Annotated in this window: 22 protein-coding genes; 16 read left to right on the top strand and 6 right to left on the bottom strand. The window is 71.2% G+C overall.

Going from position 1 to position 25,032, the window contains the following annotated elements; all coding sequences use genetic code 11:
• Positions 1-19: 19 nt before the first annotated feature.
• Positions 20-2,983 carry a glycosyl hydrolase gene (locus tag BC793_RS19705; protein ID WP_109594300.1) on the bottom strand — a complete coding sequence of 988 codons (2,964 nt, stop codon included), beginning with the start codon at positions 2,981-2,983 and terminating at the stop codon, positions 20-22.
• Between the two features lie 149 nt (positions 2,984-3,132).
• Here BC793_RS19705 and BC793_RS19700 point away from each other — a divergent pair, with 149 nt between their 5' ends.
• Both BC793_RS19700 and BC793_RS19695 read left to right on the top strand, forming a co-directional pair.
• Positions 3,133-4,767, top strand: a complete 1,635-nt coding sequence (locus tag BC793_RS19700; RefSeq protein ID WP_146246357.1) for a tetratricopeptide repeat-containing diguanylate cyclase — start codon at positions 3,133-3,135, stop codon at positions 4,765-4,767.
• A complete protein-coding gene (locus BC793_RS19695; RefSeq protein WP_146246356.1) occupies positions 4,757-5,272 on the top strand; it encodes a hypothetical protein in 516 nt (171 codons plus the stop codon). The genes BC793_RS19700 and BC793_RS19695 overlap by 11 nt, the downstream gene beginning before the upstream one ends.
• Before the next feature lie 23 nt (positions 5,273-5,295).
• Here BC793_RS19695 and BC793_RS19690 read toward each other — a convergent pair whose 3' ends face one another.
• Positions 5,296-7,266, bottom strand: a complete 1,971-nt coding sequence (locus BC793_RS19690) for a cellulase family glycosylhydrolase (protein WP_109594294.1) — start codon at positions 7,264-7,266, stop codon at positions 5,296-5,298.
• A 151-nt stretch (positions 7,267-7,417) separates the two neighbouring features.
• Between BC793_RS19690 and BC793_RS52680 the strand changes: the two genes are divergently transcribed.
• The 8 genes from BC793_RS52680 to BC793_RS19650 all read left to right on the top strand — a co-directional run bounded on the left by BC793_RS52680 (position 7,418) and on the right by BC793_RS19650 (position 15,647).
• Positions 7,418-8,515, top strand: coding sequence for a cellulose binding domain-containing protein (locus tag BC793_RS52680; RefSeq protein ID WP_109594292.1), 1,098 nt, complete (start codon positions 7,418-7,420; stop codon positions 8,513-8,515).
• Positions 8,516-8,668: 153 nt separating this feature from the next.
• On the top strand, positions 8,669-9,091 hold the full coding sequence (locus BC793_RS19680) for a hypothetical protein (RefSeq protein WP_146246355.1): 423 nt from the start codon (positions 8,669-8,671) through the stop codon (positions 9,089-9,091).
• A 180-nt stretch (positions 9,092-9,271) separates the two neighbouring features.
• Positions 9,272-9,817: a DUF4352 domain-containing protein gene (locus BC793_RS19675; protein WP_239170170.1), complete on the top strand. Its 546-nt coding sequence runs from the start codon at positions 9,272-9,274 to the stop codon at positions 9,815-9,817.
• 103 nt (positions 9,818-9,920) lie between these two features.
• Positions 9,921-12,158 (top strand): Orn/Lys/Arg family decarboxylase, encoded by a 2,238-nt coding sequence (locus BC793_RS19670; protein WP_203896297.1) that lies wholly within the window; start codon positions 9,921-9,923, stop codon positions 12,156-12,158.
• Between the two features lie 115 nt (positions 12,159-12,273).
• The gene (locus BC793_RS19665; RefSeq protein ID WP_109594288.1) at positions 12,274-12,972 is read left to right on the top strand and encodes a class I SAM-dependent methyltransferase; all 699 of its coding nucleotides are present in this window, start codon (positions 12,274-12,276) and stop codon (positions 12,970-12,972) included.
• A gap of 28 nt (positions 12,973-13,000) precedes the next feature.
• The gene (locus BC793_RS19660) at positions 13,001-14,230 is read left to right on the top strand and encodes a sensor histidine kinase (RefSeq protein WP_146246354.1); all 1,230 of its coding nucleotides are present in this window, start codon (positions 13,001-13,003) and stop codon (positions 14,228-14,230) included.
• Positions 14,227-14,889: a response regulator gene (locus BC793_RS19655; protein ID WP_109594284.1), complete on the top strand. Its 663-nt coding sequence runs from the start codon at positions 14,227-14,229 to the stop codon at positions 14,887-14,889. Before BC793_RS19660 ends, BC793_RS19655 begins: the two co-directional genes overlap by 4 nt.
• Before the next feature lie 89 nt (positions 14,890-14,978).
• Positions 14,979-15,647, top strand: a complete 669-nt coding sequence (locus tag BC793_RS19650) for a hypothetical protein (protein ID WP_146246353.1) — start codon at positions 14,979-14,981, stop codon at positions 15,645-15,647.
• On the opposite strand, the gene BC793_RS50635 is transcribed toward BC793_RS19650, so the two are convergent.
• Entirely contained in the window at positions 15,560-16,207 is a 648-nt protein-coding gene (locus BC793_RS50635) for a hypothetical protein (protein ID WP_158319319.1), read from the bottom strand. The genes BC793_RS19650 and BC793_RS50635 overlap by 88 nt on opposite strands.
• A 404-nt stretch (positions 16,208-16,611) precedes the next feature.
• Here BC793_RS50635 and cspE point away from each other — a divergent pair, with 404 nt between their 5' ends.
• Both cspE and BC793_RS19630 read left to right on the top strand, forming a co-directional pair.
• Positions 16,612-16,815 carry a transcription antiterminator/RNA stability regulator CspE gene (gene cspE / locus BC793_RS19635; RefSeq protein ID WP_109594278.1) on the top strand — a complete coding sequence of 68 codons (204 nt, stop codon included), beginning with the start codon at positions 16,612-16,614 and terminating at the stop codon, positions 16,813-16,815.
• Between the two features lie 374 nt (positions 16,816-17,189).
• Entirely contained in the window at positions 17,190-17,471 is a 282-nt protein-coding gene (locus BC793_RS19630) for a hypothetical protein (RefSeq protein ID WP_109594276.1), read from the top strand.
• Positions 17,472-17,522: 51 nt separating this feature from the next.
• Here BC793_RS19630 and BC793_RS51430 read toward each other — a convergent pair whose 3' ends face one another.
• On the bottom strand, positions 17,523-18,197 hold the full coding sequence (locus tag BC793_RS51430; protein ID WP_109594274.1) for a DUF6069 family protein: 675 nt from the start codon (positions 18,195-18,197) through the stop codon (positions 17,523-17,525).
• 5 nt (positions 18,198-18,202) lie between these two features.
• Positions 18,203-19,204 (bottom strand): RNA polymerase subunit sigma-70, encoded by a 1,002-nt coding sequence (locus BC793_RS19620; protein ID WP_373871236.1) that lies wholly within the window; start codon positions 19,202-19,204, stop codon positions 18,203-18,205.
• A gap of 279 nt (positions 19,205-19,483) precedes the next feature.
• Between BC793_RS19620 and BC793_RS19610 the strand changes: the two genes are divergently transcribed.
• The gene (locus tag BC793_RS19610; RefSeq protein WP_146246352.1) at positions 19,484-20,071 is read left to right on the top strand and encodes a hypothetical protein; all 588 of its coding nucleotides are present in this window, start codon (positions 19,484-19,486) and stop codon (positions 20,069-20,071) included.
• Between the two features lie 4 nt (positions 20,072-20,075).
• Here BC793_RS19610 and BC793_RS19605 read toward each other — a convergent pair whose 3' ends face one another.
• Positions 20,076-21,149: a flavin-containing monooxygenase gene (locus BC793_RS19605; RefSeq protein WP_109594266.1), complete on the bottom strand. Its 1,074-nt coding sequence runs from the start codon at positions 21,147-21,149 to the stop codon at positions 20,076-20,078.
• Positions 21,150-21,303: 154 nt separating this feature from the next.
• On the opposite strand from BC793_RS19605, the gene BC793_RS19600 reads away from it, so the two are divergent.
• The 3 genes from BC793_RS19600 to BC793_RS19590 all read left to right on the top strand — a co-directional run bounded on the left by BC793_RS19600 (position 21,304) and on the right by BC793_RS19590 (position 24,866).
• A complete protein-coding gene (locus BC793_RS19600; protein ID WP_109594264.1) occupies positions 21,304-22,878 on the top strand; it encodes an MFS transporter in 1,575 nt (524 codons plus the stop codon).
• A gap of 13 nt (positions 22,879-22,891) precedes the next feature.
• Entirely contained in the window at positions 22,892-23,506 is a 615-nt protein-coding gene (locus BC793_RS19595) for a TetR/AcrR family transcriptional regulator (protein WP_109594262.1), read from the top strand.
• Between the two features lie 85 nt (positions 23,507-23,591).
• Positions 23,592-24,866, top strand: a complete 1,275-nt coding sequence (locus BC793_RS19590; protein WP_109594260.1) for an ArgE/DapE family deacylase — start codon at positions 23,592-23,594, stop codon at positions 24,864-24,866.
• Positions 24,867-25,032 lie beyond the last annotated feature (166 nt).

Raw genomic sequence — 25,032 nt, 5'->3', positions numbered from 1 at the left:
CGCCGGTCTGTCGGAGCCACTACAGGGGCAGCCAGAGCGACAGTGCGTTCGGCGGTTCCCAGCCACCCAGCGACGTGTGGGCCTGGCGGCACTGGTAGCGCGTGCCGTTGTAGGTCACGGTCGCCCCGGCCGCGTACGCCGTGTCGACCGCCCAGGTCGTCGTGGCCGGAGCGGTGGTGGGCGCCGCCGTGCTCCCACAGGCGCCGTAGACGCGGAACTCGAACAGCGAGTAGCCGTACGGCGTACCCCGGGAAGTGCCGTTGACCCTGAGGTGCCGCCCGCTCCCGGCGAGGGTGAGCGTGTCGGTGCCGCCGTCCCCGTTGGTCACCGTCGCGGCGGTGGTCCAGGTGCTGCCGTCGGTCGAGGTCTGGATGGTGTACGCGCTACCGAAGGCCGCCTCCCAGACCAGTTCCGCCCGGCTGAGCGTCTGTACGGAGCCGAGGTCCACCTGGAGCCACTGCGGGTCGGCGAACGCGCTCGACCAGCGGGTGGCCGCGTTGCCGTCGACCGCGTGGGACGCCGGGAAGTCGGCGCCCTCGGTGGTCGACGCGGTGGCGGTGCGGCCCTGGGAGAGCAGCGGCGCGGTGGTGCAGCCGGGGGAGGGCGACGTCGGGGTGCTGGGTGACGGGCTGACGACTCCGCCGCCGTTGGCGCTGCCGCCGCTCCATGTCAGGCCGCCGACGGTGGCGGTCCGGCCGGCGGCGACGCTCATCGTGCGCCCGTCGGAGAACGTCACGGTCAGCGTGCTGTTGGTGATGTTGGAGGCCACGTACGTCCTGACGCCGTTCTTGGTGAACACCTTGGCCAGCGGATGGTTCGCGGTGACGGTCCTGTCGACCGTGCCGAGTGCCGCGAGGTTGCGGATCCAGTGGAAGGTGTGCGCCTTGCTCTCACCTTCTTCGGAGGTGTAGTTGCCGCCGCCGGCCCGGAACTTCGACAGTGCCGCGTCGCCGTCGCCGAGGGCCAGGAACTGCCAGTGCATGTCGCGCCACTGCTGTGGTTCGCCGCCGTTGTTGCGTACCAGTTCGGCGTAGGTGTTGCGGACCGACTCCGGGTGGTCGCCGAGGTAGAGCTGTCCACCGGTCATCGGCAGCATGTTGATGCCCACGACCAGTGCGTGTTCACCGCTGAACCAGGTGGCGTACGCCCCGCCGGAACCCCAGACGATGGCCGCGTAGTTGTGTCCCCACTGGCTGGGGAAGTTCTCGCCGGTGACGTCGAACCAGTACTCGTTGATCGCCGCGGCCTGTGTGGTGTGCAGCCAGATCCCGGCGTCGCGGATCGTGCTGTTGCCGGTGGCCTGGCCCCACTGGATGAGCGCGTTGGAGAAGTTCTGCCCCTCCGACGACGACTCCTGGTTGTTGCCCGCGCCGAACGCGCCGTGCCCGGAGGCCCAGTCGTGACCGGCATAGATGTCGAAATCGCGGAGGTACGGGAACCGCGTGTCACCGCGATCGTAGTTGTTGGCGTCACGGATCAGCAGGTCGACCATGCCGCCGTACTGGCCGGTGGTGGCCCAGTTCGGGTCGAATTTGGCCAGGGTCGCCGCCGCGGCCACGAAGTAGCCGTAGTGGAAGTGGTGGTCGTTGAGGTCCTCGTCGGAGGCGTACGAGGCCGGGTAGCCGATCAGGGTGCCCCAGTTGCGGTCGTAGTAGAACAGGCGCGCGGCCTTGCCGGGCGACGCCGTGAACCAGTCGGTGATCCGCGTCTTGATGACGTTCAGGGCGGCGTTGCGCACGGTGGTGAGGCCGAGCTGGTCGGCGATCTCGGCGATCCGGGCGGCGCGGCCGAGGCCCTTGCCGGTCCAGTAGGTGTCGTCGCCGCGGAAGTCGGCCGGGTTGTTCAGTTCGGCGTTGAGGTAGCCGGTGATCGTGGTGAGGTCGGCGCCGCTGCTGTCGGCGACGGCCGGGATCTCCGGCAGCACACCGGTGTACTTCATCGACGTGCGGAACTGGGTGCCGGTCGTGATCTTCATGCGGCCGCGCGGGGAGACGTACGTCTGGGCCGCCGGGGTCGAGCCGGTGAGGTGGCGCCACTGGTGCGGGTAGAGCGCGATGACCGTGCCCGTGCCGCCGCCCTCACGTGCGGTGGTGGTGAACCCGTAGGTCGTGTCCACTGTGCCGGTCGCCTGGTTGTAGCTATAGGAGACCCGGGTGCCGGTGACGTGGTTGTGCGCGTACTGGTTCCACGAGTCGGCCAGCGCGACCTTCTCGGCGGTGCTGTTCGCGGTCGTGGTCGGCAGCACGCCGACGGTGAAGTAGCCCTTGCCGGCCAGCGTGGAGCGGAACGTGTTGCCGCTCGCCGTCCAGGTCGAGCCGGCCGGGCCCCATGCCACGTAGTCCTGGCCGGCGATCGAGAAGCCGAGCCGGTTGCCGCTGTTGGACCAGGCGGTCGGCGGGCCGGTCACGGTGATCAGCGCGTCGCCGCCGGTGGCCTGGAAGTAGGTCAGCGGCAGCCCGTGGCCGATGGTCGCCTTCAGCGTGCGGGTCCCGTCGCTCCACGACGGCGTCACGGTCCAGTCGGTCCAGCCGTCGACGAGCGCCTTCGGCGCGTTCAGGCCGGCGACCCCGACGACCAGCTTCTGCGCGTACGGGTAGTGGTACTCGCCCAGGCCGGTGGGGCTGCCGCTGATCGCGGGCGTCTGTTCGTAGGAGAACCCGAGCCCACCCGCCACCGGCCGGTAGGCCAGCGGGTGGGCGTAGAGCGGCTGGGAGAACGCGCAGTCGTCGCCCTTCTTGAACAGCAGCGACGACCACCAGTCGTTGGTCGGTACGGCGCCCTCGGGCGCGTTCGCGGTGACGTTCTCCCGCGGGTTGGTCGACACCGATCCGCAGCCGGCGGGCAGTTTCGCCCCGGCGGGGAGGGTCTCGGTGTAGCTGCCGGCCCCGATGGTGGCAGCGTCGGCGCTGCCGGACAGGGAGACGGCCAGGATGCCCGAACCGACCGCGACCACCAACGCGGCCGCCGAACGTGCCAATCGCATGGGAACAAGCCTCCGAGGGGGACGGGGATGTGTGAGAGCGCTCTCTCAGTGCTGACGCTAACTGTGAACAGTTGGTTCGGTCAATGTTTCCAAGTGGTTACCGACGCCGAAGGGCTTGGCTTGCGGATCAGCGCGCCGATAATGGGCAGGTGAGTGGATCGCTGAGCACCGGCTCGATCCCGTCGGCGGCCGACGTCGCCGCCGTACCACGGCCTGCCCGGTCCGCCGCCGCGATCGCCGCCGAGATCCAGTCCCTGGAGTTCCGCTTCGGCATCGACAGTGACCACGTGCGGATCCGTGCCGCCGAGCTGGCCGACGAGGCCCGCGCCGCCGGCGAACACCCGCTGTACCTGTGGGCACGTCTGCTGGAGGCCAACATGCGCCGCCGCTCCGGCGAGCTGGCGCCGGCCGCGGCGATCTGCTCGGAGGTCAACGCGTGGGCCCAGCAGCACCGGCACCGGCCGCTGCTGGCCCGCAGCCACCAGCAGCTGTCGATCGTCCACGACAACCTCGGTGACATCGCCGCCGGCCTGGAGCACGCGGTGCGGGCCGTGGAGGCGCTCGACGACGACACGTCGCCCCGGGCCCGCGGCGCCATCCTGCTGCGCCTGGCCGACGTTCTCGCCTCGGGCGGTTCCATCGAGGCCGCCCGCACCCGTTACGGCCACGCCGAGCAGGTCGGGATCACCGCCGCGGACGTCGACCTGCATCGGGTGGTGCTCAACAATCTGGCATACGCCGAGCACCTGGCCGGCGACCACGAGCGGGCCTGGACGGCGATCCAGCGCCTGCGCACGGTGACCGAGGCGGCCGGTGGCACGCTGTCCGCGGACGCCCTGGACACGATGGCGATGATCCAGATCGGTCGCGGCCGGTTCGCCGAGGCGGCCCGGATCGCCCTGACCAACGTCGAGGCCTACGAGATCTCCGGGGCGGACGACGCCGACGGCCTCGCCGAGTACCTGCTGACCCTGGCGATCGCCCAGCGGCACCTCGGCGACACCGGAGCCGCGCAGCGCAGTCTGGACCGCTGCACCGCCCTCTGCCGGGAGCGGGAACTCGCCGGCGTCGGCGTCCGGGGCCTCCAGGAGCAGGCCGAACTGCACGCGGCGTGCGGCGACACCGGCCGGGCGTTCACCGTCTACAAACAGTTCCACGAGGCCGAACGCACGCTGCACTCCCAGCAGCGCGACGCCCAGGCCCGAGCCCGGCACGCCGTCTTCGAGACCGCCGAGGCCCGCCGTGAGGCCGAGCGCTTCCGCGAACAGGCCCGCCGCGACCCGCTGACCGGCCTGCCGAACCGCCGCTACGTCGACGAGACCCTGCCCGGCCTGCTGGCCGCGGCCCCGGCGACCGTCGCGTTGCTCGACCTGGACCACTTCAAACGGGTCAACGACATCTGCTCCCACGAGATCGGCGACCGCGTCCTGGTCGTCCTGGCCGACCTGCTCACCGCGGCGGCCCGCTCGTGGCCGTCCGGCTTCGCCGCCCGGCTCGGTGGTGAGGAGTTCCTGCTCGTCCTGCCCGGCTGCGGCACCGCCGAGGCCCTACCGGTGCTGGAGCGCCTCCGGTTGTCCGTGCAGGACCATCCGTGGCAGCCGCTGACCGGCAACCTGCCGGTGACGGTCAGCGTCGGCGCCACCGGGTCCGGCCCCGGCGACACCCAGAGGCGCATCCTCGGCGCCGCCGACAAACTGCTCTACGAGGCGAAACGCTCCGGCCGCAACCGGTGCGCCGTCGATGCGCTTGTGCCGGGAGGGCATGATCGGCCGGGTGAGCCCTGATGGCGACGACTGGCAGCTTGCGCACCGCATCGAGGAACCGTGGGGTGACGCCCGGACGGTCTGGGAGCTGCAGCCGCTGACGGTGACACGGCCCGGCACGGGGGAGACCACCACCCGGTTCCTCTGCGCCACGTGCGACGAGCCGGTCGACTGCGTGGTCGTCAGCGCCGACACGCAGAGCCGGCTGGCCAGGCGACGCGGGCGCGCCCGGGTGACGACCGTCGTCGCGGTCACCACCGGGCTGGTGCTGGCCGTCAGTACGGTCGGCGCTCTGGTGGGCGTGGTGGTGATGGTGCGGAACGGGGCGTGGGCGGTGGCGGTGGCCGCTGCGGCGATGAGTGGCCTCTACGGGTGGCTGGCCGCCAAGTCGTTCTCCTACGCCCGTCCGTGGGCGACGATCCCGGCCGGTGACGCGGGCGTGCGCCTGGCGTCCCCGTCCCGGGCGCACGAACTCAGGCCGCCGGCGCCGCGGCCCGCGATCCCGGCGCCCGACCGGCCGGCCTGAGGTCCGTCACCCCGCCCCGAGGGCTACTCGGCGCGGACGTTGTCGATGTCGACGGTGCCCGGGTTGACGTAGATCCACAGGATCCGGACGTCGGCCAGGGCGGTGCTGTCGCAGGACATCGCCGACAGCAGGTCGATGGTGGCCGTGGTGGTGGTGTCCTGGTTGATCCAGGTGAAGTTGGACTGGCACCAGGCGAGGCCGGAACCGGTCTGCACCGCGATCGCCGCGTTGGTGCCGGCCGTCGCCGCGGTGCGCAGGTCGTACTTGAGGGCACTGCGGGTGGACAGGTCGATCGGCTCGGTGAAGGTGACACCGAACCAGCCGCCGTCCGCCGCGTCGACCCGCAGGCCGTGCGAGCCGTGCGTGGCGAATCCGGTGGTCTGTTCGACGGTGCCGCCGTTGGTCTGCCACGAGGCCGATGCCCAGCCCTCGGTGCCGGTCTCGAACGAGGCGAGCACCGCGACCGCCGCCGGGTCCGGTTTCACGGTGACCGTCACGGTCGCCGGGTTCGACAGTCGCCCGGCCTGGTCGCGGACCGTGTAGGAGAGGGTGGCGCGGCCGGTGGATCCGTTGGTGGGAGTGAAGGTCAGGGCTCCCGCGGCGGTCACCGTGAAGACGCCGCCGGCGACGGTTAGCGTGCGCTGCCGCCCCGCCGCGACCGGATCGAGGTCGACGGTGGCCGGCTGGATCCGGCTGCGGTAGCCGATGTCGTTGGCGGTCGGCTGCAGCGTCACGGCGGTGTCGAACGCGGTCACCGCGGTGTCGTGGTCGGCCACCGGCGGCAGGGACCGCTGTCCGGACGCGATCTCGTTGCTCGCGTTGGTGATGGTGGTGCACACCGGGCTCGGGCAGTAGACGGTGAAGCCGTCATAGTCCGGATACAGCGTCCCGTCGTCCTGGGATCCGGAGAGGATCCAATACAGGAAACCATTTCCTCCGGTACGGGTGAACGCGTTCAGCCATTGCTGGTAGACGGGGTTACGCGTGTTCTTGTTCCGCCACCCGAACTCACCCAGCATCACCGCCTTGCCCAGTCTCCTCGCCGCCTTGTTGTGCCGGGTGATGTAGTCGGCACCCCACTGGGCGGTGCGGTCACCCCAGCCGTCCGGGTAGAGGTGGTACGACATCACGTCGATGGCCGGCAGCCCGGCCAGGGCGATGCTGTCGACGCCCTCACCGCAGTTGTCGATCCAGTCCGGTGCGTCCGGCCCGTCACAGAAGAAGCCCTCGTCACCTACGCTGACCAGGTGTCTCGAGTCCACCGACTTGATGTGCCGGGACATCTCGTCGGCCCATCCGGTGAGCGTGGCGGTGGTGCAGGCGGAGCTCTGCGGGTAGACGCCCGAGCCCTTGCAGCGGGGCTCGTTGCCCAGCTCCCACGTCATGATCGTCGGGTCGTCCTTGTACTTGACCCCGGTGATCGTGTTGGTCCGGTTCAGCACGTGGTCGATCCAGTCCCGGTACCAGCCCCGGATCACCGGGTCGGTGTAGAACTCGTCGTGGTGTACGCCGCCGCGCCACCGTACGTATTGATCGATGCCGCCGAAGTCGGACCAGTTGTTGGTCAGCGGCAGCACCAGTTTCTGGCCGTGCCGCCGCGCCGAGTCGATGACGTAGTCGAGGCGTTCCAGGCCGTTCGGGCCGTCGTTGAAGGCGGGCTTCTCGCCGTCCCAGTACTGGAAGTACACCCCGTCGGGGGCGGGGGCCACCGAGTTGCTGCCGTCGGCGTTGCCGATCAGGCCGAACGCCCAGGTGCGCATCACCGTGAAGTCGGCGGCCCGCGCATCGGCGAACACGTCGTCGACCATCGCCCGGCTCTTGTAGAACAGGTAGTAGTTGTTGGTCCCGCCGAAGCGGAACGTACTGCCGTCCAGGGTCAGCCAGTGGCCGTCCCGGACGACGAACCCGTCCGGTGGTGGCGCCGCCGTGGCCGGTGCGATCGCGGCCAGGGCGGCGACCAGCGCGGCCAGCAGAACGACGATGCGGCTCCGCATGGGGGACTCCAACCTGTATCGACTGTGGCCGATGTCACGGTAAGGCCCTGTGGAGAGCCGGTCAACGCCCGTACGGGAAGAAATTCAAGGCATTTATGTAAGGGGTTGCGCGTGCTTGCCGAAAACGTTTTCGGCGCGCATCTTGATTGACATGCCTCGATCACATGCTCGACGGACCGGTAGCCTGCTGGCGGTTGCCGGCGTGGCCGTCCTCGCTGCCACGACGGTCGTCGCGGCACAGGAGGCCGGCGCGGCGGCGGCCGGCTGCCAGGTGTCCTACACGATCAGTTCACAGTGGCAGGGCGGTTTCGGCGCCGGTGTCGCCGTGACCAATCTCGGCGACCCGGTCAGCGGCTGGACCCTGCGCTGGTCCTACGGCGCCGGGCAGACCGTCACCCAGGCGTGGAGCGCCACCGTGACCCAGAGCGGCACGGCGGTGACCGCCGTCAACACCGCCTGGAACGGGACGCTCGCCACCGGTGGCAGCGTCTCGTTCGGCTTCAACGGCTCGTGGACCGGCGCCAACCCGGCGCCCACGGCGTTCACCCTCAACGGCGTCGCCTGCACCGGCGGCGTCACCCCGAGCAGTCCCACTCCGAGCAGTCCGGCGCCCAGCGGACCGGTCCCCAGTAGTCCCACGCCGGGCCCCTCCGGCAGTGCGGCCCCGAAGACCGTCCGGGTCTTCTGGCTCAAACCCACCGACGTCGCCCACGACCAGCGCTACCCCGACGGCATCGCCGCGGTCATGCGCGAGGCGCAGAGCTACTACCGGCAGGAACTCGGGCGGACGTTCACGCTCAACAACACCGTGGTCGAGGTGGTCGCCGGCGAGCACGACCGGAACTGGTACATCACCAACAACTGCACCGGCGACCGTTACTGGTGCGTGGTCAGCAACATGCATCAGGAGCTGATGCGCCGCTTCGGCATCCGCAACCCGGACAGTCGATGGCTGTGCGTGGGCCTGATCAGCGCCGAGGAGACGAATCAGTCCGGCGGCGGTGCCAGCCCCGGCTGGGTGGTGCTCAGTGGACACGACGCGGACGGTGCGGCCGGCGTCAACGGGCCGATGAACCGCTGGTACGGCGGCATGGTCCATGAACTCGGCCACGCCTTCGGACTGCCCGACTCCACGTCGACCGACGGCACCCCGATGTCCGCGTCGTTCTACTCCTATCCGAACACCCACTTCAGTCAGGCGCAGAAGAACGCGATCCTGGCCGGCCCGTACGGAAGCCTCCTCTCCTGACGTCGTCGCCCCTGCGGGCCGGGATCCGGCGGTCACCGGGGTGGCGGTGACGACCGGCGGGGCGGCACCCTGAATCCGGCGGCACCCGCCGGCGCGTGGTGCCGCCGGGCACGGCTCCGGCCGTGCGGGGGATCCGCCCTACGGGAGGAACTGATGAGCGGCAGTGGCGGTGGGGTGCGCCGATACGGGCGGCCTCTGGTGGCGGCGCTGGCCGTCCTCGCGGTCGGGCTCTACGTCTGGGGCCGCGACCATACGCCGGCGGCGTTCACCGGCCGGGCCGCACTGCCCGGCTGCGGCACGGTGGAGCAGGCCGCGATCGGCGCCGCCCCGGTCACCGCGGCGGAACAGTGCCTGGTCGCCGCGATGCGTAGCGGCGGCGGCGCGGAACTGGTCGTCGTCGGGATGACCGATGAGGGCGCCCGCGTGGTGACCTACCTGCGGGCCGTACCCGGGAAGCCCGGCCTGGAGATCTTCGATGACCGCACGCGGGACCGATTCAGCACCGAGGAGTGGGGCTACCGCACGTGCCCCGCCGCGACCGGGCCGGCCACGCTCGGCGACTGCGGAGGCGGCTGAATAGTCCTGGTTGTCCTTTCGGGCGAAGAATAGTGCTGATCATGCCGGATTACTGGTTAAGTGTCGCCCGGTAGCAGACAGTGAGGGAGTGAACCCGGCCGGCCTCCTGGGAGTGGTCAGATGACGCACGACCCTCCTCGGCGACGCCGCCCCGTCCGGGCCGTCAGGCGCATCTCACCGGTGAAGGTGTCGCTGGCGGTGCTGATCTCGGCCGGGGCGATGGTCGTCCTGTTCGCCGCGGGGATCGTCGCCGAACGGTACAGCCGTGGACTGCCGGCCGCGGGCACGACCGCCGTCGCCGGGCCGCCGGTGGCGGTCGTCCCGGCGGGCCCGGCCCCCGGTGAGGCGGTGCGCGACGGGAAGTTCGAGTTCGCCGTCACCCGGGTCGACTGCTCCCGCACGACCGTCGTCCTGGAACGCCTCAAGACCACCGCGGACGGGAAGTTCTGCGTGGTCGGCCTGACCGTGCGCAACGTCGGTGACGGCGCGAAGTACTTCGTCGGCCAGGCCCAGAAGGCGTACGACGCGGCCGGCGCCGAGTACGGCAGCGACGAACTGGCCGGCCTGTACGCCAACCGTGGCGTCGAGGCCTTCGTGCGCCGAATCGGCCCCGGCGAGACGGCCACCGGCAAGCTCGTCTTCGACGTCCCGAAGGAGGCCGTACTGGTCACCCTCGAACTGCACGACTCACCGCTGTCGGGCGGGGTGCGGGCCCCGCTCGGCTGAGCCCCGGGTCCGCCGGCGGAGTGGTTCCCATGGATTTCCGGGTCGGGGCCGGTACGGGCTGGCTAGGGTCACGGCGACCCCACCGGCGAGAGGACGTGCAACGGTGTCGTTCCCGGTCACGATCGTCACCCCAGCGGAGGGCCCGGCCGGAGCCCGCCGGCCACTGGAGATGCTCGAGGCCGCCCTCGTGCGGGCCGGGCTGGAGGTCAGACGGCTGGGCGACGGCGGCCGCGACACCGACCGCCGGGGGATGCTGGCGCAGGTGGCCCGGTCGAGTTCGGCCGTCGTCTACACGCTGCACCTGGAGGAACCCCACGATCCCGCGGCCGTCGCCGCGGCAGCCGGGTTCGTGCTGGCCGTCCGGGGCCACAACGACCGGGTCCCGATCCTGCTCTTCGGTGAGCAGCTGACGGCCCGGCTGATCCCGCAGCCGGTGCTGGCGCGGATCGACGGTGTCGTCAACGCGTACGAGGACACCCCCGACTTCCTGGCCCGCAAGATCCACCGGGAGGTGACCCACTACCTGAGCCGGCTGGCTCCGCCGTTCTTCGCCGCGCTGATGCGGTACGCGAACGACGGCGCCTACTCCTGGCACTGCCCCGGCCACTCCGGCGGCACCGCGTTCCTCAAGAGCCCGGTCGGCACCCAGTTCCACGAGTTCTTCGGCGAGAACCTGCTGCGCGCCGACGTGTGCAACGCCGTGGAGGACCTGGGGCAGCTGCTCGACCACACCGGCCCGATCGCCGACAGCGAACGGATCGCGGCCCGGACGTTCCGCGCCGACCACCTGTTCTTCGTCACCAACGGCACCTCCACCTCCAACAAGATCGTGTGGAACTCGCTGGTCGGGCCGGGCGACATCGTGGCGGTGGACCGCAACTGCCACAAGTCGGTCCTGCACGCGATCATCCTGACCGGGGCCGTACCGATCTATCTGATGCCGACCCGCAACAAGGCCGGTGTCATCGGGCCCATCCCGCGGAGCGAGTTCACCGCGGCGGCGTTGCAGGAGAAGATCGAGGCCAGCGCGCTGATCACCGACAAGAGCAGGCCGATCCGCCTGCTGACGCTCACCCAGTCGACCTACGACGGGATCATCTACCGCGCCGACGAGCTGAAGCAGAGCCTCGACGGGGTCGTCGACGCGGTCCACTTCGACGAGGCGTGGCTGCCGCACGCCGGCTTCCACCCGCTGTACGAGGGCATGCACGGCGTCGCCAACCACCGGGACCGCACCGCCCGGACCGTCGTCTACGCCACCCAGTCCACCCACAAGATGCTCGCCGGCCTGTCGCAGGCTTCGCAGATCCTGGTCCAGGACACCGCGACGGGTCACTTCGACGAGCGGGTGTTCGCCCAGGCGTACCGCATGCACACCTCCACCAGCCCCCAGTACGCGATCATCGCCAGCTGCGACGTGTCCGCCGAGATGATGGCCGGCAAGCGGGGTCCCGCCCTGGTGGAGGAGACCATCACCGAGGCGATGGAGTTCCGGCGCACCATCATCCGGGTCGGCGCGGAGTACGCCGGGTCGGGGGACTGGTGGTTCGGCGTGTGGGGCCCGGACACCCCGCCCCGGACCGGGCTGCCCGACCGCCCCGAGTGGGAGCTGACCGCCGGCGCCACCTGGCACGGTTTCGACCGGGTCGACGACGGGTTCACCATGCTCGACCCGATCAAGGTCACCCTCACCACACCCGGCCTGACCGTGCACGGCGAGTTCAGCGTGCCCGGCGCACCGAGCATCCCAGGGGTGGTGCTGGCCCGTTACCTCGCCGAGCACGGGGTGGTCGTGGAGAAGACCGGCCTGTACTCGCTGTTCGTGCTCTTCACCATCGGCATCACCAAGGGCCGGTGGAACTCGCTGGTCGCCGAACTGCACCGGTTCAAGAGCGCCTACGACGGCAACGCCGCGATCGAACGGCTGATGCCGGCGTTCGCCGCAGCCCACCCCGCCTACGCCGGGCTCGGCCTGCGGGATCTCTGCCAGGCCCTGCACACCACCTACCGCGACGCCGACCTCGCCGAGTTGACCACGGCGATCTACACCGAGCCGGTCGAGCAGGTGACGCTGCCCGCCGACGCGTGGACCGCCATGGCGGCCGGACGGGTCGAGCACGTGCCGGTGGAGAAGCTGGCCGGCCGCACCACGGCGGTGCTGCTCACGCCGTACCCGCCGGGGATTCCGCTGTTGGTCCCCGGCGAGCGCATCAGCGCGTCGATCGTGCGGTTCCTGCGGCACGAGCAGATCCTCGCGCACCGGTGGCCCGGCTTCACCGGCATCACCCACGGCGTGGTGGAGGAGGACGGCGGGCACCGTACGGTCGCCTGCCTGCCCTGATCGACACGTCGACGATAGACACGTGACGGGGTGCCGTCGTCCCTCCCGGGAGCTACTGATCGCGTAGTACTCGTGAGTGACGACACCCGGTCCGGCGCTTCCTACATTCGTCGCCATGGCCGAGGAACTGACCGCACGACACGTCTGCGATCTGTATGCCGAATATCAGGACGACCTCCGCACGGTACGGAAGGAACAGCGCGAACTACGCACCACGTCGCCCACGATGAGAACCCAGCTGGACGACCTCGAAGCCGAGATCACCTACCTGCTGATCCGCGCCGGGCGCCCGGCGACCGTCGTCGAGATCGGATCGCTGCACGGCTGGTCCACCACGTGGATCCTGCGGGCGCTGCGCGACAACGGGGCCGGCGCACTCGTCACCCACGACCTGATCGGTGACGCCCGCACCAACGTGCCCGCCGACCTCGCCGACGGGCGGTGGACGTTCATCCCCGGCGACGCCCGCCGCACGCTGCACGACCACCGGCACCACATCGATCACCTGTACATCGACGCCGCGCACACCGCGTCGTTCGCCCGCTGGTTCGTCCGCGATCTGTTCCCGACCGTCCGGCCCGGGACCACGGTCAGCGTCCACGACGTCTTCCACGGGCGCCGGCCGTGGCCGGTCAGCGAGGGCCGGGTGCTGCTGAACTGGCTGGCCGCCCACGGCACCGGGCACTTCACCGCGTCGCGCCGCGCCGCCCCGGCGGTCAACCGGCGGCTCAGGGACGTGAAGGAGCGGCTCGGTCTGCTGACCCCGGTCCACGACGGCCGTGACGACCCGATGCTGTTCTTCCGGATGCCGTGAGTTCGTGCCCGGGTGGTTACATGGGCGGGTGGCGCCCTCTCTCCACAGGCTCGTCGACCTGTCCGCGCGCCCGGTGCGCGTTGCCGCGGCCCGGCCCACATTGCGGCGGGGCCTGCGGCTGATCGGGGTGTCGCTGCTCGCTCTGTACACCGTGGCCGTCGGGATCGGGGTGCTCGTCGACACCCTGCCGCGGAGCCTGCCGGCCCTCGCCGCGGTGGCGGTGGTGCAGGCGGTCCCGGTGGTCCTGGTCATCCACCGGCCGATCGCCGCGTGGTGGCTGTCGCTGCTGACCGCCCTGCCGTACCTGATCCTGCTGGGCTCGTCGGCCGAACCCGGCGCCGGTGCGGCGTTCTGGCCGTGGAGCCCCGCCGGGATCGTCGCGCAGCTGTTCGTCGGGCTGGTCGTCGCCTACCAGGTGCCGCCACCGGTCTACCTGACCCAGTGGCTGCTCACCGGGGCGGTCGCCGTGATCGCGGAGGCGGTCTTCACCGGGCGGGCGCAGATCAACAACGGGCTGGTGCTCTCCGGCTTCCACGCCGCCGGGCTGGCCGGCGTCGCGATCGCCCGCTGGCTGCGCGACGTGCGCCGCGAACTGCGCCACCAGGTCGGCCTCACCGAGCAGGAACGCCTCCAGCGGACCGCCCTGGAGGAACGCACCCGGATCGCCCGGGAGCTGCACGACGTGGTCGCCCACCACATGTCGGTGATCGCGGTGCAGGCCGAGGCGGCGCCCTTCCGGGCACCCGGCCTCGACGCGGCCGCGACCGAGAGTTTCGCCTCGATCCGGACCAATGCGCTGGCCGCGATGACCGAGATGCGGCAGATTCTCGGCATGCTGAGGTCCGATCAGGACGCCATCCGGTACGAGCCACAACCGACCCTGGCCGATCTCGAGGCTCTTCTCGACAACTGCCGCAGCGCGGGGCTCACCCTGCACACCGAGGTCCGGGGCGACGTGCGGGTGCTGCCGGAGCAGGTCGAGCTGATCGCCTACCGGGTCCTCCAGGAGGCCCTGAGCAATGTGATCCGGCACGCGCCCGGCGCTGACGTCGAGGTCGTCGTGTCGTACGGCCGGGACGCTCTTGATCTGCGGGTCTCCAACAGCCCGCACGCCGGCCGTCCGGTCCTGGCGGGTGCCGGCCACGGGCTGACCGGCATGCGGGAACGCGCGGCGGTCCTCGGCGCGAGCTTGCGGGCCGGGCACCGGGCCGACGGCTGGTATGAGGTGACCATGTCGCTGGCCGTGGGGCCGGGGTGAGCGCGATCCGGGTGCTGGTCGTCGACGACCAGCGGATGCTGCGGGAGAGCTTCGCCGTCCTGCTCGGGGTGCAGCCCGACATCGACGTCGTCGGGGAGGCCGCCGACGGGGAACAGGCCGTCCGGCAGGCCCGCGACCTGCACCCGGACGTGGTCCTGATGGACGTGCGGATGCCGGTGCTCGACGGCCTGGAGGCGACCCGGCGGATCCTGGCACACGCGCCCGCCACCCGGGTGCTGGTGCTGACCACCTTCGACGAGGACGAGTACGTGCACGAGGCGATCCGTGCCGGGGCGAAGGGATTCCTGCTCAAGGACTCGTCGGCGCACCAGCTCGCGGACGCCGTCCGGACCACGATGTCCGGCGGCGCCGTGCTGGCCCCGTCGGTGACGAGCCGGCTGATGGCGGACCTGTCGCGCCGGGCGGTTCCGCTCGCGGCGCCGTCCGGTCGCCTGGCGGCACTGACCAATCAGGAGATCAGGGTTCTGGAGCTGGTCGCGCGGGGCATGTCGAACGCGGAGATCGCCGTGCACCTGGGCGTGGCCGAGCAGACCGTCAAGACCCACGTGAGCCGCATCCTGATGAAACTGAACCTCCGCGACCGTACCCAGGCCGCCGTCCTGGCCTACGAGACCGGCCTGGTCGTCCCGGGCCGATAGCCCGTCGGGGGCGTGTCACGCCCGTGGACTCGCTGAACCGTGTTTACGCTGCTGGTGGGCTTGATCAACTACCGACGGGGATGATGGCGATGCGGCGTCCGGCGAGTGTTCTGGCGGTGGCCGGCGTACTCCTGCTCACCGTCACCGGCCCGGTCCGGGCCGGTGACGTCCATCGCGGCGACCCGGTCTCGGCCGCCTTTCCCGACGTCGACGTGCCGGTGGGCGGCACCGCCATCGACCCGCTGGGCCCGAGCCTCTGGTCCACGATCGGCCCGACGACACTGACCGGCGTGCGGGTCGCCTATGCGCTCAGCGGCGTGGCCGGCGTCCGGATCACCCCGAGCGGTCAGGGCGGTGGCGACTGTACGACGCCGTCCGCGACCCGGGTCGTCTGCACCGATCCGCGCGGGTTGTCGTTCGAAGGCGAGACGGTCGAGATGTACCTGCCCGTGGTGGTACGGGCCACCGGATCCGCCGAACCCGGTACCACCGGGAAGGTGACCGTCACCGTCTCCGCCGACGGACTGGCCCCGATCACCGGCACCAGCCGGGTCCACGTCGTCGACCGCCGCGTCAACCTGCCGGTCACCGGTCCCTCCGCCGCGTGGATCGGCGGGCTCATGCTGGTCCTGGGCGTGATCACCGTGGTGGCCACCCGCCGCCGCCCGGTTCAGCCGCCGAAGGGCAGCCGCACCGCGGCCGACACCGGGGTGCCGGTCTCCTCGGGGAAGAAGTCCTCGCCGTTGCGTGTCTTCTGACGTTCCACCCGGTCCTTGGCGGCCGCGGTCTGCTGGGCGTCGAACGCGTACACCCGCCCCGCCCGGGTGGTCCCGACGGTGACGGCGTCCCCCGGGATCGTGACGAGGAACGGGTCGTCGCCGCCCTGCAGCGCGAACCGCGGGTAGTAGTCGGTGTTGCCGCCGTCCCAGGTCACCGCGAGGACGAACCAGTAGGTCAGCCCGTTGCGGGCCGCGCCGGTGGAGGTGGGGGTCACCTCGACGGTCCGGGCGTCGACCTTCTCGGCGGCGAGGGTGAACCGCAGCGGACCGGTGGAGACCGGCGGTGACGGCGACGGTGGCGGTGACGGCGACGGCGAGGATGGCGCGGATGACGGGGACGGGGACGGCGAGGAGGCCGGGGGCAGGGCGCCCCCCTTCCGTTCGATCTCGTCGCCGCGGAAGGAGGCGTAGGCGATGACCGCACCGACGATGGCGACCACGAGCCCGGCGATCCCGACCAGAGCCCCGACGTGGGGAGCACTTACCGACTTTCGCCAGCCCGACGGTTCGGGCGAAGTGGTGGTGGCGATGACGAACACCTCCGCACGTCAAGGTAGACGTTCTGCCTACCAGGGTCGTGCGGGTGCGAAAAGGGACGGCGAGCTCGTTCCGGTCGTCCGTTCAGGCAGCCGGCACGGTGACCCGGCGCGGCCGCGTCTCGGCGGGCGGCCTCGGCCCGCTACATCGCACCGTCCGCCCGTCCCCCGGAGCGGTGCGCGACAAGTGATCTGTCCCACTCGATGCCGTGTGGTTCGACGGCAATACACCTGCTACCTTGGTGGAGTTGCAGTTTTGATTTCCGTAGACGTTTTCTGGCGCCTGATGGGTTATCTAAAACCCAGTCAGGCGCTTTTCGTTTTTGTGTCGTTTCGACGCAGGTAATCAACGCGGCGGCGTAGGAGTCCGCGCAGTGCGGCCTCCAACAGCCTGCTTAGGAGCAGACATGGTTACAGGTACCGTGAAGTGGTTCAACGCTGACAAGGGCTTCGGCTTCATCGCCCCCGATGACGGCGGCGCCGACGTCTTCGCCCACTTCTCCGCCATCTCGACGAGCGGCTACCGCAGCCTCGACGAGAACCAGAAGGTGGAGTTCGACGTCACCCAGGGCCAGAAGGGCCCGCAGGCGGAGAACATCCGCCCGCTCTGATCCACACTCCGCGAACGGCGGCCCGACTGATTCAGCGGGCCGTCGTTCGGCGTTTCCCGCGCCATCGTGCGCTTGCCACGGCATCGTGAGGACCCCCTCCGACGTATACCCAGAGCACATCCGTGAGGTGTGGCCCTGTCGGCCATCACTGCCACGTCACCGCCATGGGTGCTGCTTTCGTCTGAGTTCGACTCCGGCCGCGGCCGCCTTTCACCGGTGACGGGCCGCAACTCCCGGCGCCGCCGCACCGCGCGCTGAGCATGTACGTGCGGTCGCGGTTCCAGGTCAAGCACGGCAGCACGCCCTCGCGCTCCGGCGAAGACCCCGCAGCCGGAACCCCCGCTACACCGCGCGCCACCCGAAAGGACTTGACTATGACGACAACCTACTCAGGCCCCGCGAAGCTGACCTTGGTCGACGGCGCATGCATCACCGGCATGGTCTCCCTCAGCACCAACCAGCGCGGAGGACTCAACGGCTGGAGCGGCACGTTCCGCCCGGACGAGATCACGACGGACCTGCGCAACGCCGGAGAAGGGCTGCAGTTGGAACTGCCCTACGACCGAGTGGGGACAGTGGACGTCACCGGCATGCGCAAGCTCCTCGCCACCCAGTTGCTGATCTCGTTGACCGGCCGCAGCCCCGCACCGTTCTGAGGCGTACTCATGCCGGGCCAGCGGCGTCCGCCGGCCCGACATGAGCGATCGTCACCCGGTGTGGGCGGCGAGGCTGCGGGTCAGCGCGGGGATCATCACCGCTGCGGGCACCAGGTGCAGCGCCAGCAGGGCTGTGGTGGTGCCGGTGTCGGCGCCGGCGAGCAGCACCGGGGCGAACGAGAGCACGGTCAGGGTCAGGGCGGTCCGGAGGAACACCGGGGCGGGCCGGGCGCTCCACCGCAGGAGTGCGGCGGCGATGACCACGCCGATGATCGAGAAGAAGCCGGTGACCACCGCGAAGCCGGGCAGCGGGATCGTCTCGCCGCCGTCCGGGATCGCGAAGTCGGCGCCGGCGGCCCCGGCGAGGGCGGCGGCGAGAGTGGTGGCGACCACCGCCGCGAGTGTGGCGAGCAGGCCGGTCCCGGCGAGCCCGCGGAAACGGTGGGTGCGGGTGAGCACGGCGGTGGCATGGGTGCTGGTCATGGTCGTTCCTCCAGTCGTCGGGGTGATGATGCGTATCCGTGCCGTGCGGCGGCCGGGATTGCGCAGGGCGCGGACACCGGTGCCACGCAGCCAGAAGCCGGCGTCGCGTCCGAGGACGGGGCCGGGTTCGCCGTCGCGCAGTTCCAGCTGCACGCGCCCGCGGGTGACGACGGCGAACGCGTCGCGCCACTGGGCGGCGACCACCGTCACCCGCGCGCCCCGGGGCAGCGCGAGCGTCCGCACCGTGACTACTCCGTGCCGTCCGCCGGCAGGCTGCCGGGCAGATCGAGCCCCTGGAAACGGTCGTCGTGGAACGTGAGGATCTCGGTGATCTTCCCGCCGGTGATGCGCAGGACGTCGAGGGTCAGCGGCAGATACGCGCCCTCCTGCCCGTTCCAGTGGTAGAAGGCGACGGCGGGCTGCCGGTTCACGGTGGTGGCGATGCCACGCAGCCCGGTCATCTGCTCGAAGCCGCTCTCCTTCCAGTACGTCACGACCGCGTCCCGGCCGACGAACAGGCCCGGGGTGGGCGGCATCGAGGAGCGGACGTCGTCGCGCAGCATGGCGGCGAGCGCCGGGATGTCGGTGACCACGCAGGCGTCGGTGAAGCGGCGGACCAGCTCCCGGGTGGCGGCGTCCTCCTCGCCGCCGGTCCAGTCCTGCCGCTCGGTAGGCAGGTGTTCGCGCATGCCGGCGCGGGCGCGCTGCAGGGCGCTGTTGACGGAGTTGACCGAGTCCCCGAGGAGCTCGGCGACCTCCTTGGCGGGCCAGCCGAGCACGTCGCGCAGGATCAGGACGGCCCGCGGGCGCGGCGCGAGGTGCTGGACCGCCGCGAGGTACGCCAGTTCGATCGTCTCGCGGGCGACGGCGAGTGTCTCCGGCTCGTCGGCGTCACCGGCGGGCAGTTCGTCGAGCAGCCGGTCCGGGTACGGCTGCAGCCACCGCACCTCGCCGCCGCTCGCCGGTTCCGGGCGGCACCTGGCGAGCAGGTCCAGGCAGGCGTTGGTGGCGATCCGGTACAGCCAGGCCCGGAACGTGGACCGTCCCTGGAAGGTCTCCCGCCGCCGCCAGGCCCGCAGGAACGTCTCCTGCACGGTGTCCTCGGCGTCCTCGAACGACCCGAGCATCCGGTAGCAGTGCACGTGCAGTTCCCGCCGGTGCCGTTCGGCCATCCCGGTGAACGCCGGCTCGTCGACCTCGCCCAGCCCGCTCACGTCCCGCTCCTCCAGCCGTGCGTCCGCACCCATCACGTCATCCTTCCGCGTCGTCGTGTTCCGTCGTAGGTGAGACCGGCGTGGCCGCGGAAACTCATCACCACGTGTCCCGCCGCCCCCACGGCCGGGGTGGTGTGGACGAAGCGGCGGGCCACCGATCCGGTCGGGCGGGCACGGTGACCGAACGCGCGAACCCGACCCGGTGGATGGTGGTCCACCCGGGTGAGTTCGCGGTCCGGCTCCGGCATCCGCGGACGTCCGGCTGGGAACCTTCTCCCGCTTGGCTGATGTGTCACCACTCGAGAAGGAGTCCCCATGCGTAGGACGTTGCGCCACCTCGCCGTCGTGCCGGTCGTCATCGCCGCGGTGGTCGCCGCCCTGCTTCCCGGCGCGCCGGCGTCGGCGGCGTTACCACCGGCGGTGGCGTCGTGGCGGGTCACGGTCAGCGGCACGGTGTCGGGCAGCCCGTTCACCGTCGGCGGCACGGTCACGCTGCACCGCACCGTCACCCGGGCCGGCACGGCCAACGGCCTCAACGCCGGCGACGTCTGCCTCAAGGCCGGCTTCCCGGCCGGGCTGCCGACGGCCGGTGCCATCTGGTACGGCACCAACAGCGCCTGCTTCGGAGTCGCGCGGGCGAACGTCGATCTGGCGTACGTCACCGTCACCAGGAATCAGATCACCGCCAAGCCGGACGGCCGTCTCCGGGCGCTCATGGCGAACACGTGGGCGAAGCGTTCCGCGGCGACCACGTGCCCGTACGCACCGGCCGGCGGCACCGCCGTCTACCGGGTCGACGACAACGGCAGCCTGTCCGGCACGCTGCGGTTGCAGGGCCAGGGCGGTGCCTATTGCGGTCCGAGCGGCTACCACGCCACGGTGACCGGCGTACGCGTCTCCTGACCGGTCAGGTGCGGGCCGCGTCGAGGCGGGCGGCGAGGGCGTTGACCGCGTCCCGCCCGGCGCGGTTGGCCCCGACGGTGGACTGGGACGGGCCGAAACCGATCAGGTGTACGCGTGGCTCGTCCGCCACCTGGGTGCCGTTCATCCGGATGCCGCCGAGTTCGTTGCGCAGCCCGAGCGGGTCGAGGTGGCCCAGTGCCGCCTTGAAGCCGGTCGCCCACAGGATCGCGTCGACCGATGTGAACGAGCCGTCGGCCTCGCGGACGCCGTACGGTTCGACGGCTGTGAACATCGGCCGCCGTTGCAGGACGCCGCGCTGCCGGGCGGCCAGCGCGTACGGCGTCCAGGCCAGCCCGGTGTAGGACACGACGCTGCCGGTGGGCCGGCCCGCCTCGACGTCCGCGACGACCCGGGCGATCGTCTCGCGCCCGGCGACCTCCGGCTCGAATCCGTCCTCGCGGAACACCGGTTCGCGCCGGGTGTACCAGAAGGTGGTCGCGACCCGGGAGATCTCCTCCAGCAGTTGCAGTGCCGAGATCCCGCCGCCGACCACGGCGACCCGCCGTCCCGCGAACTGCCGCGCCGACACGTAGTCGCGGGTGTGCACCTGGATCCCGGCGAACGTCTCCTGACCCGGATAGTGCGGCCGTACCGGGTTGTCCCAGGTCCCGGTGGCGTTGATGATCGCCCGGGCGGTCCACTGCCCGCGGTCGGTCTCGACCGCGAAGTCCAGATCATGGCGGCGTACGGCCGAAACCCGCACCGGCCGCAGGATGGGCAGGCCGGTCGCCCGCTCGAAGCCGGCGAAGTACCGGGGCACCGCCGTCCGGCTGGGCTCGGCCGGGTCGAGCGGCGGTTTCGGGAAGCGTGGCAGGTCGAAGATCCCGTTGACGGTGGCCATCCGCAGCGACTCCCACCGGTGGCTCCAGGCGCCGCCGGGGGAGTCGGCGCCGTCCAGGATCACGAAGGTCCGCAGCCCGTCCGGGTCGGTGAGGGCGCTGGTGAAGCCGCGCCGCTGCAGGTGATAGCCCGCTGAGAGCCCCGACTGTCCCGCTCCGATGACCACGACCGCTGCCATGTCCGAGTCGACGTCGCGGCGGGCGGTGGGTATTCCCGGACGTGACCGGAGCCACTTTCGATACGGAGCCGTTCCGTTATCGGGTTCCGTGCCGATAGGTTGCTTTGTGAAACGGAACGGTTCCGTTTCGAAAAGGTTTCGGGAGCACCCGCACATGGATTCCCACGTTCAACCCCAGACCGGGCATCCCCGGCGCTGGGCGATCCTCAGCGTGCTCGTCATCAGCCTGCTGGTGGTCGTGCTCGACAACACGGTGCTCAACGTCGCGATGAGCACCATCGCCGACCCCACCCGCGGCCTCGGCGCCACCCAGAGTGAACTCGAGTGGGCGATCAACTCGTACACCCTGGTCTTCGCGGGTCTGCTCTTCACCGCCGGCATCCTCGCCGACCGGCTCGGCCGCCGCCTCAGCCTGATCACCGGCCTGACCGTCTTCGGTATCGCCTCGCTGATCTCGGCATACGCGACGTCACCGGACCAGCTGATCGCGGCCCGCGCCCTGATGGGCCTGGGTGCCGCGGCCGTCATGCCGGCCACCCTCTCGATCATCGCGAACGTCTTCGACCCGCGGGAACGGCCGCGCGCCATCGGCGTCTGGGCCGGTGCGGTCGGCCTGGCCGTCGCGATCGGGCCGGTGCTCGGCGGCGTACTGCTGGAGCACTTCTGGTGGGGCTCGGTCTTCCTGATCAACGTGCCGATCGTGATCGCCGGCGTGACGCTGGTGGCGGTGCTCGTGCCGGAGTCGCGCGACCCGAAGCCGGGCCGCATCGACGTGATCGGCGTGCTGATGTCCATCATCGGGCTGACCCTGCTCACCTACGGCGTGATCAAGGGCGGCGAGGACGGCTTCGGCGAGACCGCGGCCTGGTCCACCCTCACCGTCGGCCTGCTGGTCCTGATCGGGTTCGTGCTCTACGAGCGCCGCGTCGAGTTCCCGTCCCTGGACGTGCGGCTCTTCACCAACCGGCAGTTCTCCGCCTCCACCGGCATCATCGGCCTGGTCTTCTTCGCGGCGATGGGCTCGATGTTCTTCGGCGCCTTCTACCTGCAGATGGTCCGCGGCTACGGGCCGCTGGCCTCCGGCGCGCTGTTCGTCCCGTTCGCCCTCGGCCAGATCATCTTCGCCCCGCTCAGCGCCTCGATGGTCAAGCGGTTCGGCCCGAAGGCGGTCAGCACCGTCGGCCTGCTGCTGGTCGCGGTGGCACTCGGCCTCTGGCTGTTCATCAGCGTCGACACCCCGATCGCGCTGGTCGCGGTGGCGTTCTTCATCCAGGGCGTGGGCATGGCCAACGTGATGCCGCCGGCCACCGAGGCGATCATGGCGGCACTGCCGCGGGAGAAGGCCGGCGTCGGCTCGGCCGTCAGCAACACCATCCGGCAGCTGGGTGGCGCGCTCGGCGTGGCGGTCCTCGGTGCGGTCGTCTCCTCGGTCTACCGCGGGCACCTGACCACCCCGGCCGGGCTCCCGGACGACGCCGCCGAGATGGCGCAGGAGTCGATCGCCGGCGCCTACGCGGTCGCCGGGCAGGCCGGCCCGGCCGCGCCCGCGCTGCTGGACGGTGCCAATGCGGCGTTCGTCACGGCGATGCACTACGCCGCCGTCGGTTCGACCGTTTTCGCCCTGCTCGGGGTCCTCGTGGCGGTGCTCTGGCTCCCCGGCCGCAGCGGTACCGCCGGCGCGGCGCCCACCACGGCGCCGGAGCCGGACCGCGCACTGGCCGACGCGTAACCCACCGGTGACAATGAACGACATGAGCAGCAGCACGACGGCCGGCCAGGAGCGCAAGGCTCCCGGCCGGCCCCGCAACGCCCAGGCCGACGAGACCATCCTCGACGCGGTGCTGGGGTTGCTGAGCGACGGGCAGAGCGCCGCCTCGATCTCGATCGAGGCGGTCGCCGCCAAAGCGGGCGTCGGCAAGGCCACCATCTACCGCCGCTGGCCCAACAAGGAGGCGCTGCTGATCGACGCGGTCCGGTCGATGAAGGGGCCACTGCCCGAGCCGGCCGGCCGTTCGGTCCGCGAGGACCTGATCGCCCTCATCAACGCGAACCGCACCCCGCGGGCCCAGCGCTACAGCACGGTCACCGCGTGCCTGCTGCCCGAGCTGTTCCGCGACACCGAGCTGGCCCGGATGTATCAGGACTTCGTCGAGCCCCGCCGCGAGGTGACCCGCCAGGTGCTGCGGCGCGGCATCGCCACCGGCGAACTGCGGGCCGACCTCGACATCGAGCTGACCCAGCTGATGCTCTCCGCCCCCGGCATGATCCAGTCGATGCTGCGACTATCGACATCGATGCCCGAGGAACGATTCGCCGAGACCCTCGTCGACGCGGTCCTGCGGGGCGCCGCCGCCTGATACCGGGGCCGGGTGGACGATTGCCCGCGCCCCGGCCGGCTCGTAACGTTCGATCACCGCAGCACCGGAGACGGAGGCCTTCGCCATGACCACCACCATCAGCTCCGCCGAGGCCGCCGCCCTCCAGGCGATCGACGAACGGGCCGTCGCCCGGGACCTGATCGAGATCCTCGCGGTCCCCAGCATCACCGGCAGCCCCGCCGAGAGCGAGCTGCAGTACCTGCTCGCGGCCCGCCTCGACCGGCTCGGCCTCGACACCGACCTGTGGTCCATGGACCTGCCCGCGCTGCGCGGCCACCCCGGCTTCCCCGGTACCGAGGCACCCCGCGAGGAGGCCTGGGGACTGGTCGCGACCACCCCGGCGGCCGGCGACGGGCCCACCGTGATCATGCAGGCGCACGTCGACGTCGTCCCTCCGGGCGACCACAGGCAGTGGGGGAGCGACCCCTTCATCCCGCGCGTCGACGGCGACGACATCCACGCCCGCGGCGCCTGCGACATGAAAGCCGGCCTCGTCGCCAACCTGGCCGCGCTGTCGGCGATCCGCGCCGCCGGTGTCCGGCTGCCCGGCCGCATCGCCGCCCACTTCGTCGTCAGCGAGGAGGACGGCGGGCTCGGTGCGTTCGGCACCCTCCAGCGCGGTCACACCGGTGACGCGTGCATCATCACCGAACCCACCGGCGGCACCGTCATCACCGCCAACGCCGGAGCGCTGACCTTCCGCATCGAGGTGCCCGGCAAGGCCACCCACGCCAGCACCCGGTACGCCGGGGTCAGTGCGATCGACGCCTACCTGCCGTTGCACGCGGCCCTGGCCCGGCTCGAAACCCGCCGCAACGTCGGCGCCGACCCGCTGATGGCCGGCTACCGGATCCCGTACCCGCTGGCCGTCGGCATCGTCCGTGCCGGTGACTGGGCCAGCACCGTACCGGACCTGCTCGTCGCCGAGGGCCGCCTCGGTGTGCGCCTCGGCGAGGATCCCGCCGCCGCCCGCGCCGAACTGGAACGCTGCATCGCCGACACGGCCGCCGCCGACCCGTGGCTGCGCGACCACCCGCCCACCGTCACCTGGCCGGGCGGCCAGTTCGCCAGCGGGCGCCTCGCAGCCGGGCACCCGCTGCACGACCTCGTCCGCGCCGCCCACGCCGACATCACCGGAGAATCCCGGCTGGAGAACCGGGGCGCGCCGTACGGCAGCGACCTGCGCCTGTACGCCGCCGCCGGGGTACCGACGCTGCAGTACGGCCCGGGTGACGTACGCCTGGCCCACAGCCCGTTCGAGAAGGTCTCGCTCGCCGAGACCGTCCGGGTGACCCGCACCCTGGTCCTCGCCGTGCTCCGCGCACTCGGCACCCGCTGACCGGTGCGCGCCGCACGGGCCTGGGCCACCGGCTCGTAGGGTCGAGGGGATGGGCCCGATCGCCGCGAGCCGTCTGCTGCGTGCCGCGCTGCGCCGGGCCCAGCGGCTTGAGCGCGCCCGCGGACGTCAATGGCGTTGCGGTGGCCACCAAGTGATGGCGCCCGAT

The organism is Actinoplanes xinjiangensis (assembly GCF_003148685.1).
Classification (GTDB): Bacteria; Actinomycetota; Actinomycetes; order Mycobacteriales; family Micromonosporaceae; genus Actinoplanes; species Actinoplanes xinjiangensis.
This window is presented reverse-complemented; position numbering and strand designations above follow the sequence as displayed.

Coding starts and splice junctions, on each gene's coding strand:
- BC793_RS19705 (WP_109594300.1), bottom strand. CDS start 2,983: ATGCGATTGGCACGTTCGGCGGCCGCGTTGGTGGTCGCGGTCGGTTCG.
- BC793_RS19690 (WP_109594294.1), bottom strand. CDS start 7,266: ATGCGGAGCCGCATCGTCGTTCTGCTGGCCGCGCTGGTCGCCGCCCTG.
- BC793_RS52680 (WP_109594292.1), top strand. CDS start 7,418: ATGCCTCGATCACATGCTCGACGGACCGGTAGCCTGCTGGCGGTTGCC.
- BC793_RS19680 (WP_146246355.1), top strand. CDS start 8,669: ATGAGCGGCAGTGGCGGTGGGGTGCGCCGATACGGGCGGCCTCTGGTG.
- BC793_RS19665 (WP_109594288.1), top strand. CDS start 12,274: ATGGCCGAGGAACTGACCGCACGACACGTCTGCGATCTGTATGCCGAA.
- BC793_RS19650 (WP_146246353.1), top strand. CDS start 14,979: ATGCGGCGTCCGGCGAGTGTTCTGGCGGTGGCCGGCGTACTCCTGCTC.
- cspE (WP_109594278.1), top strand. CDS start 16,612: ATGGTTACAGGTACCGTGAAGTGGTTCAACGCTGACAAGGGCTTCGGC.
- BC793_RS19630 (WP_109594276.1), top strand. CDS start 17,190: ATGACGACAACCTACTCAGGCCCCGCGAAGCTGACCTTGGTCGACGGC.
- BC793_RS19610 (WP_146246352.1), top strand. CDS start 19,484: ATGCGTAGGACGTTGCGCCACCTCGCCGTCGTGCCGGTCGTCATCGCC.
- BC793_RS19605 (WP_109594266.1), bottom strand. CDS start 21,149: ATGGCAGCGGTCGTGGTCATCGGAGCGGGACAGTCGGGGCTCTCAGCG.
- BC793_RS19600 (WP_109594264.1), top strand. CDS start 21,304: ATGGATTCCCACGTTCAACCCCAGACCGGGCATCCCCGGCGCTGGGCG.
- BC793_RS19595 (WP_109594262.1), top strand. CDS start 22,892: ATGAACGACATGAGCAGCAGCACGACGGCCGGCCAGGAGCGCAAGGCT.
- BC793_RS19590 (WP_109594260.1), top strand. CDS start 23,592: ATGACCACCACCATCAGCTCCGCCGAGGCCGCCGCCCTCCAGGCGATC.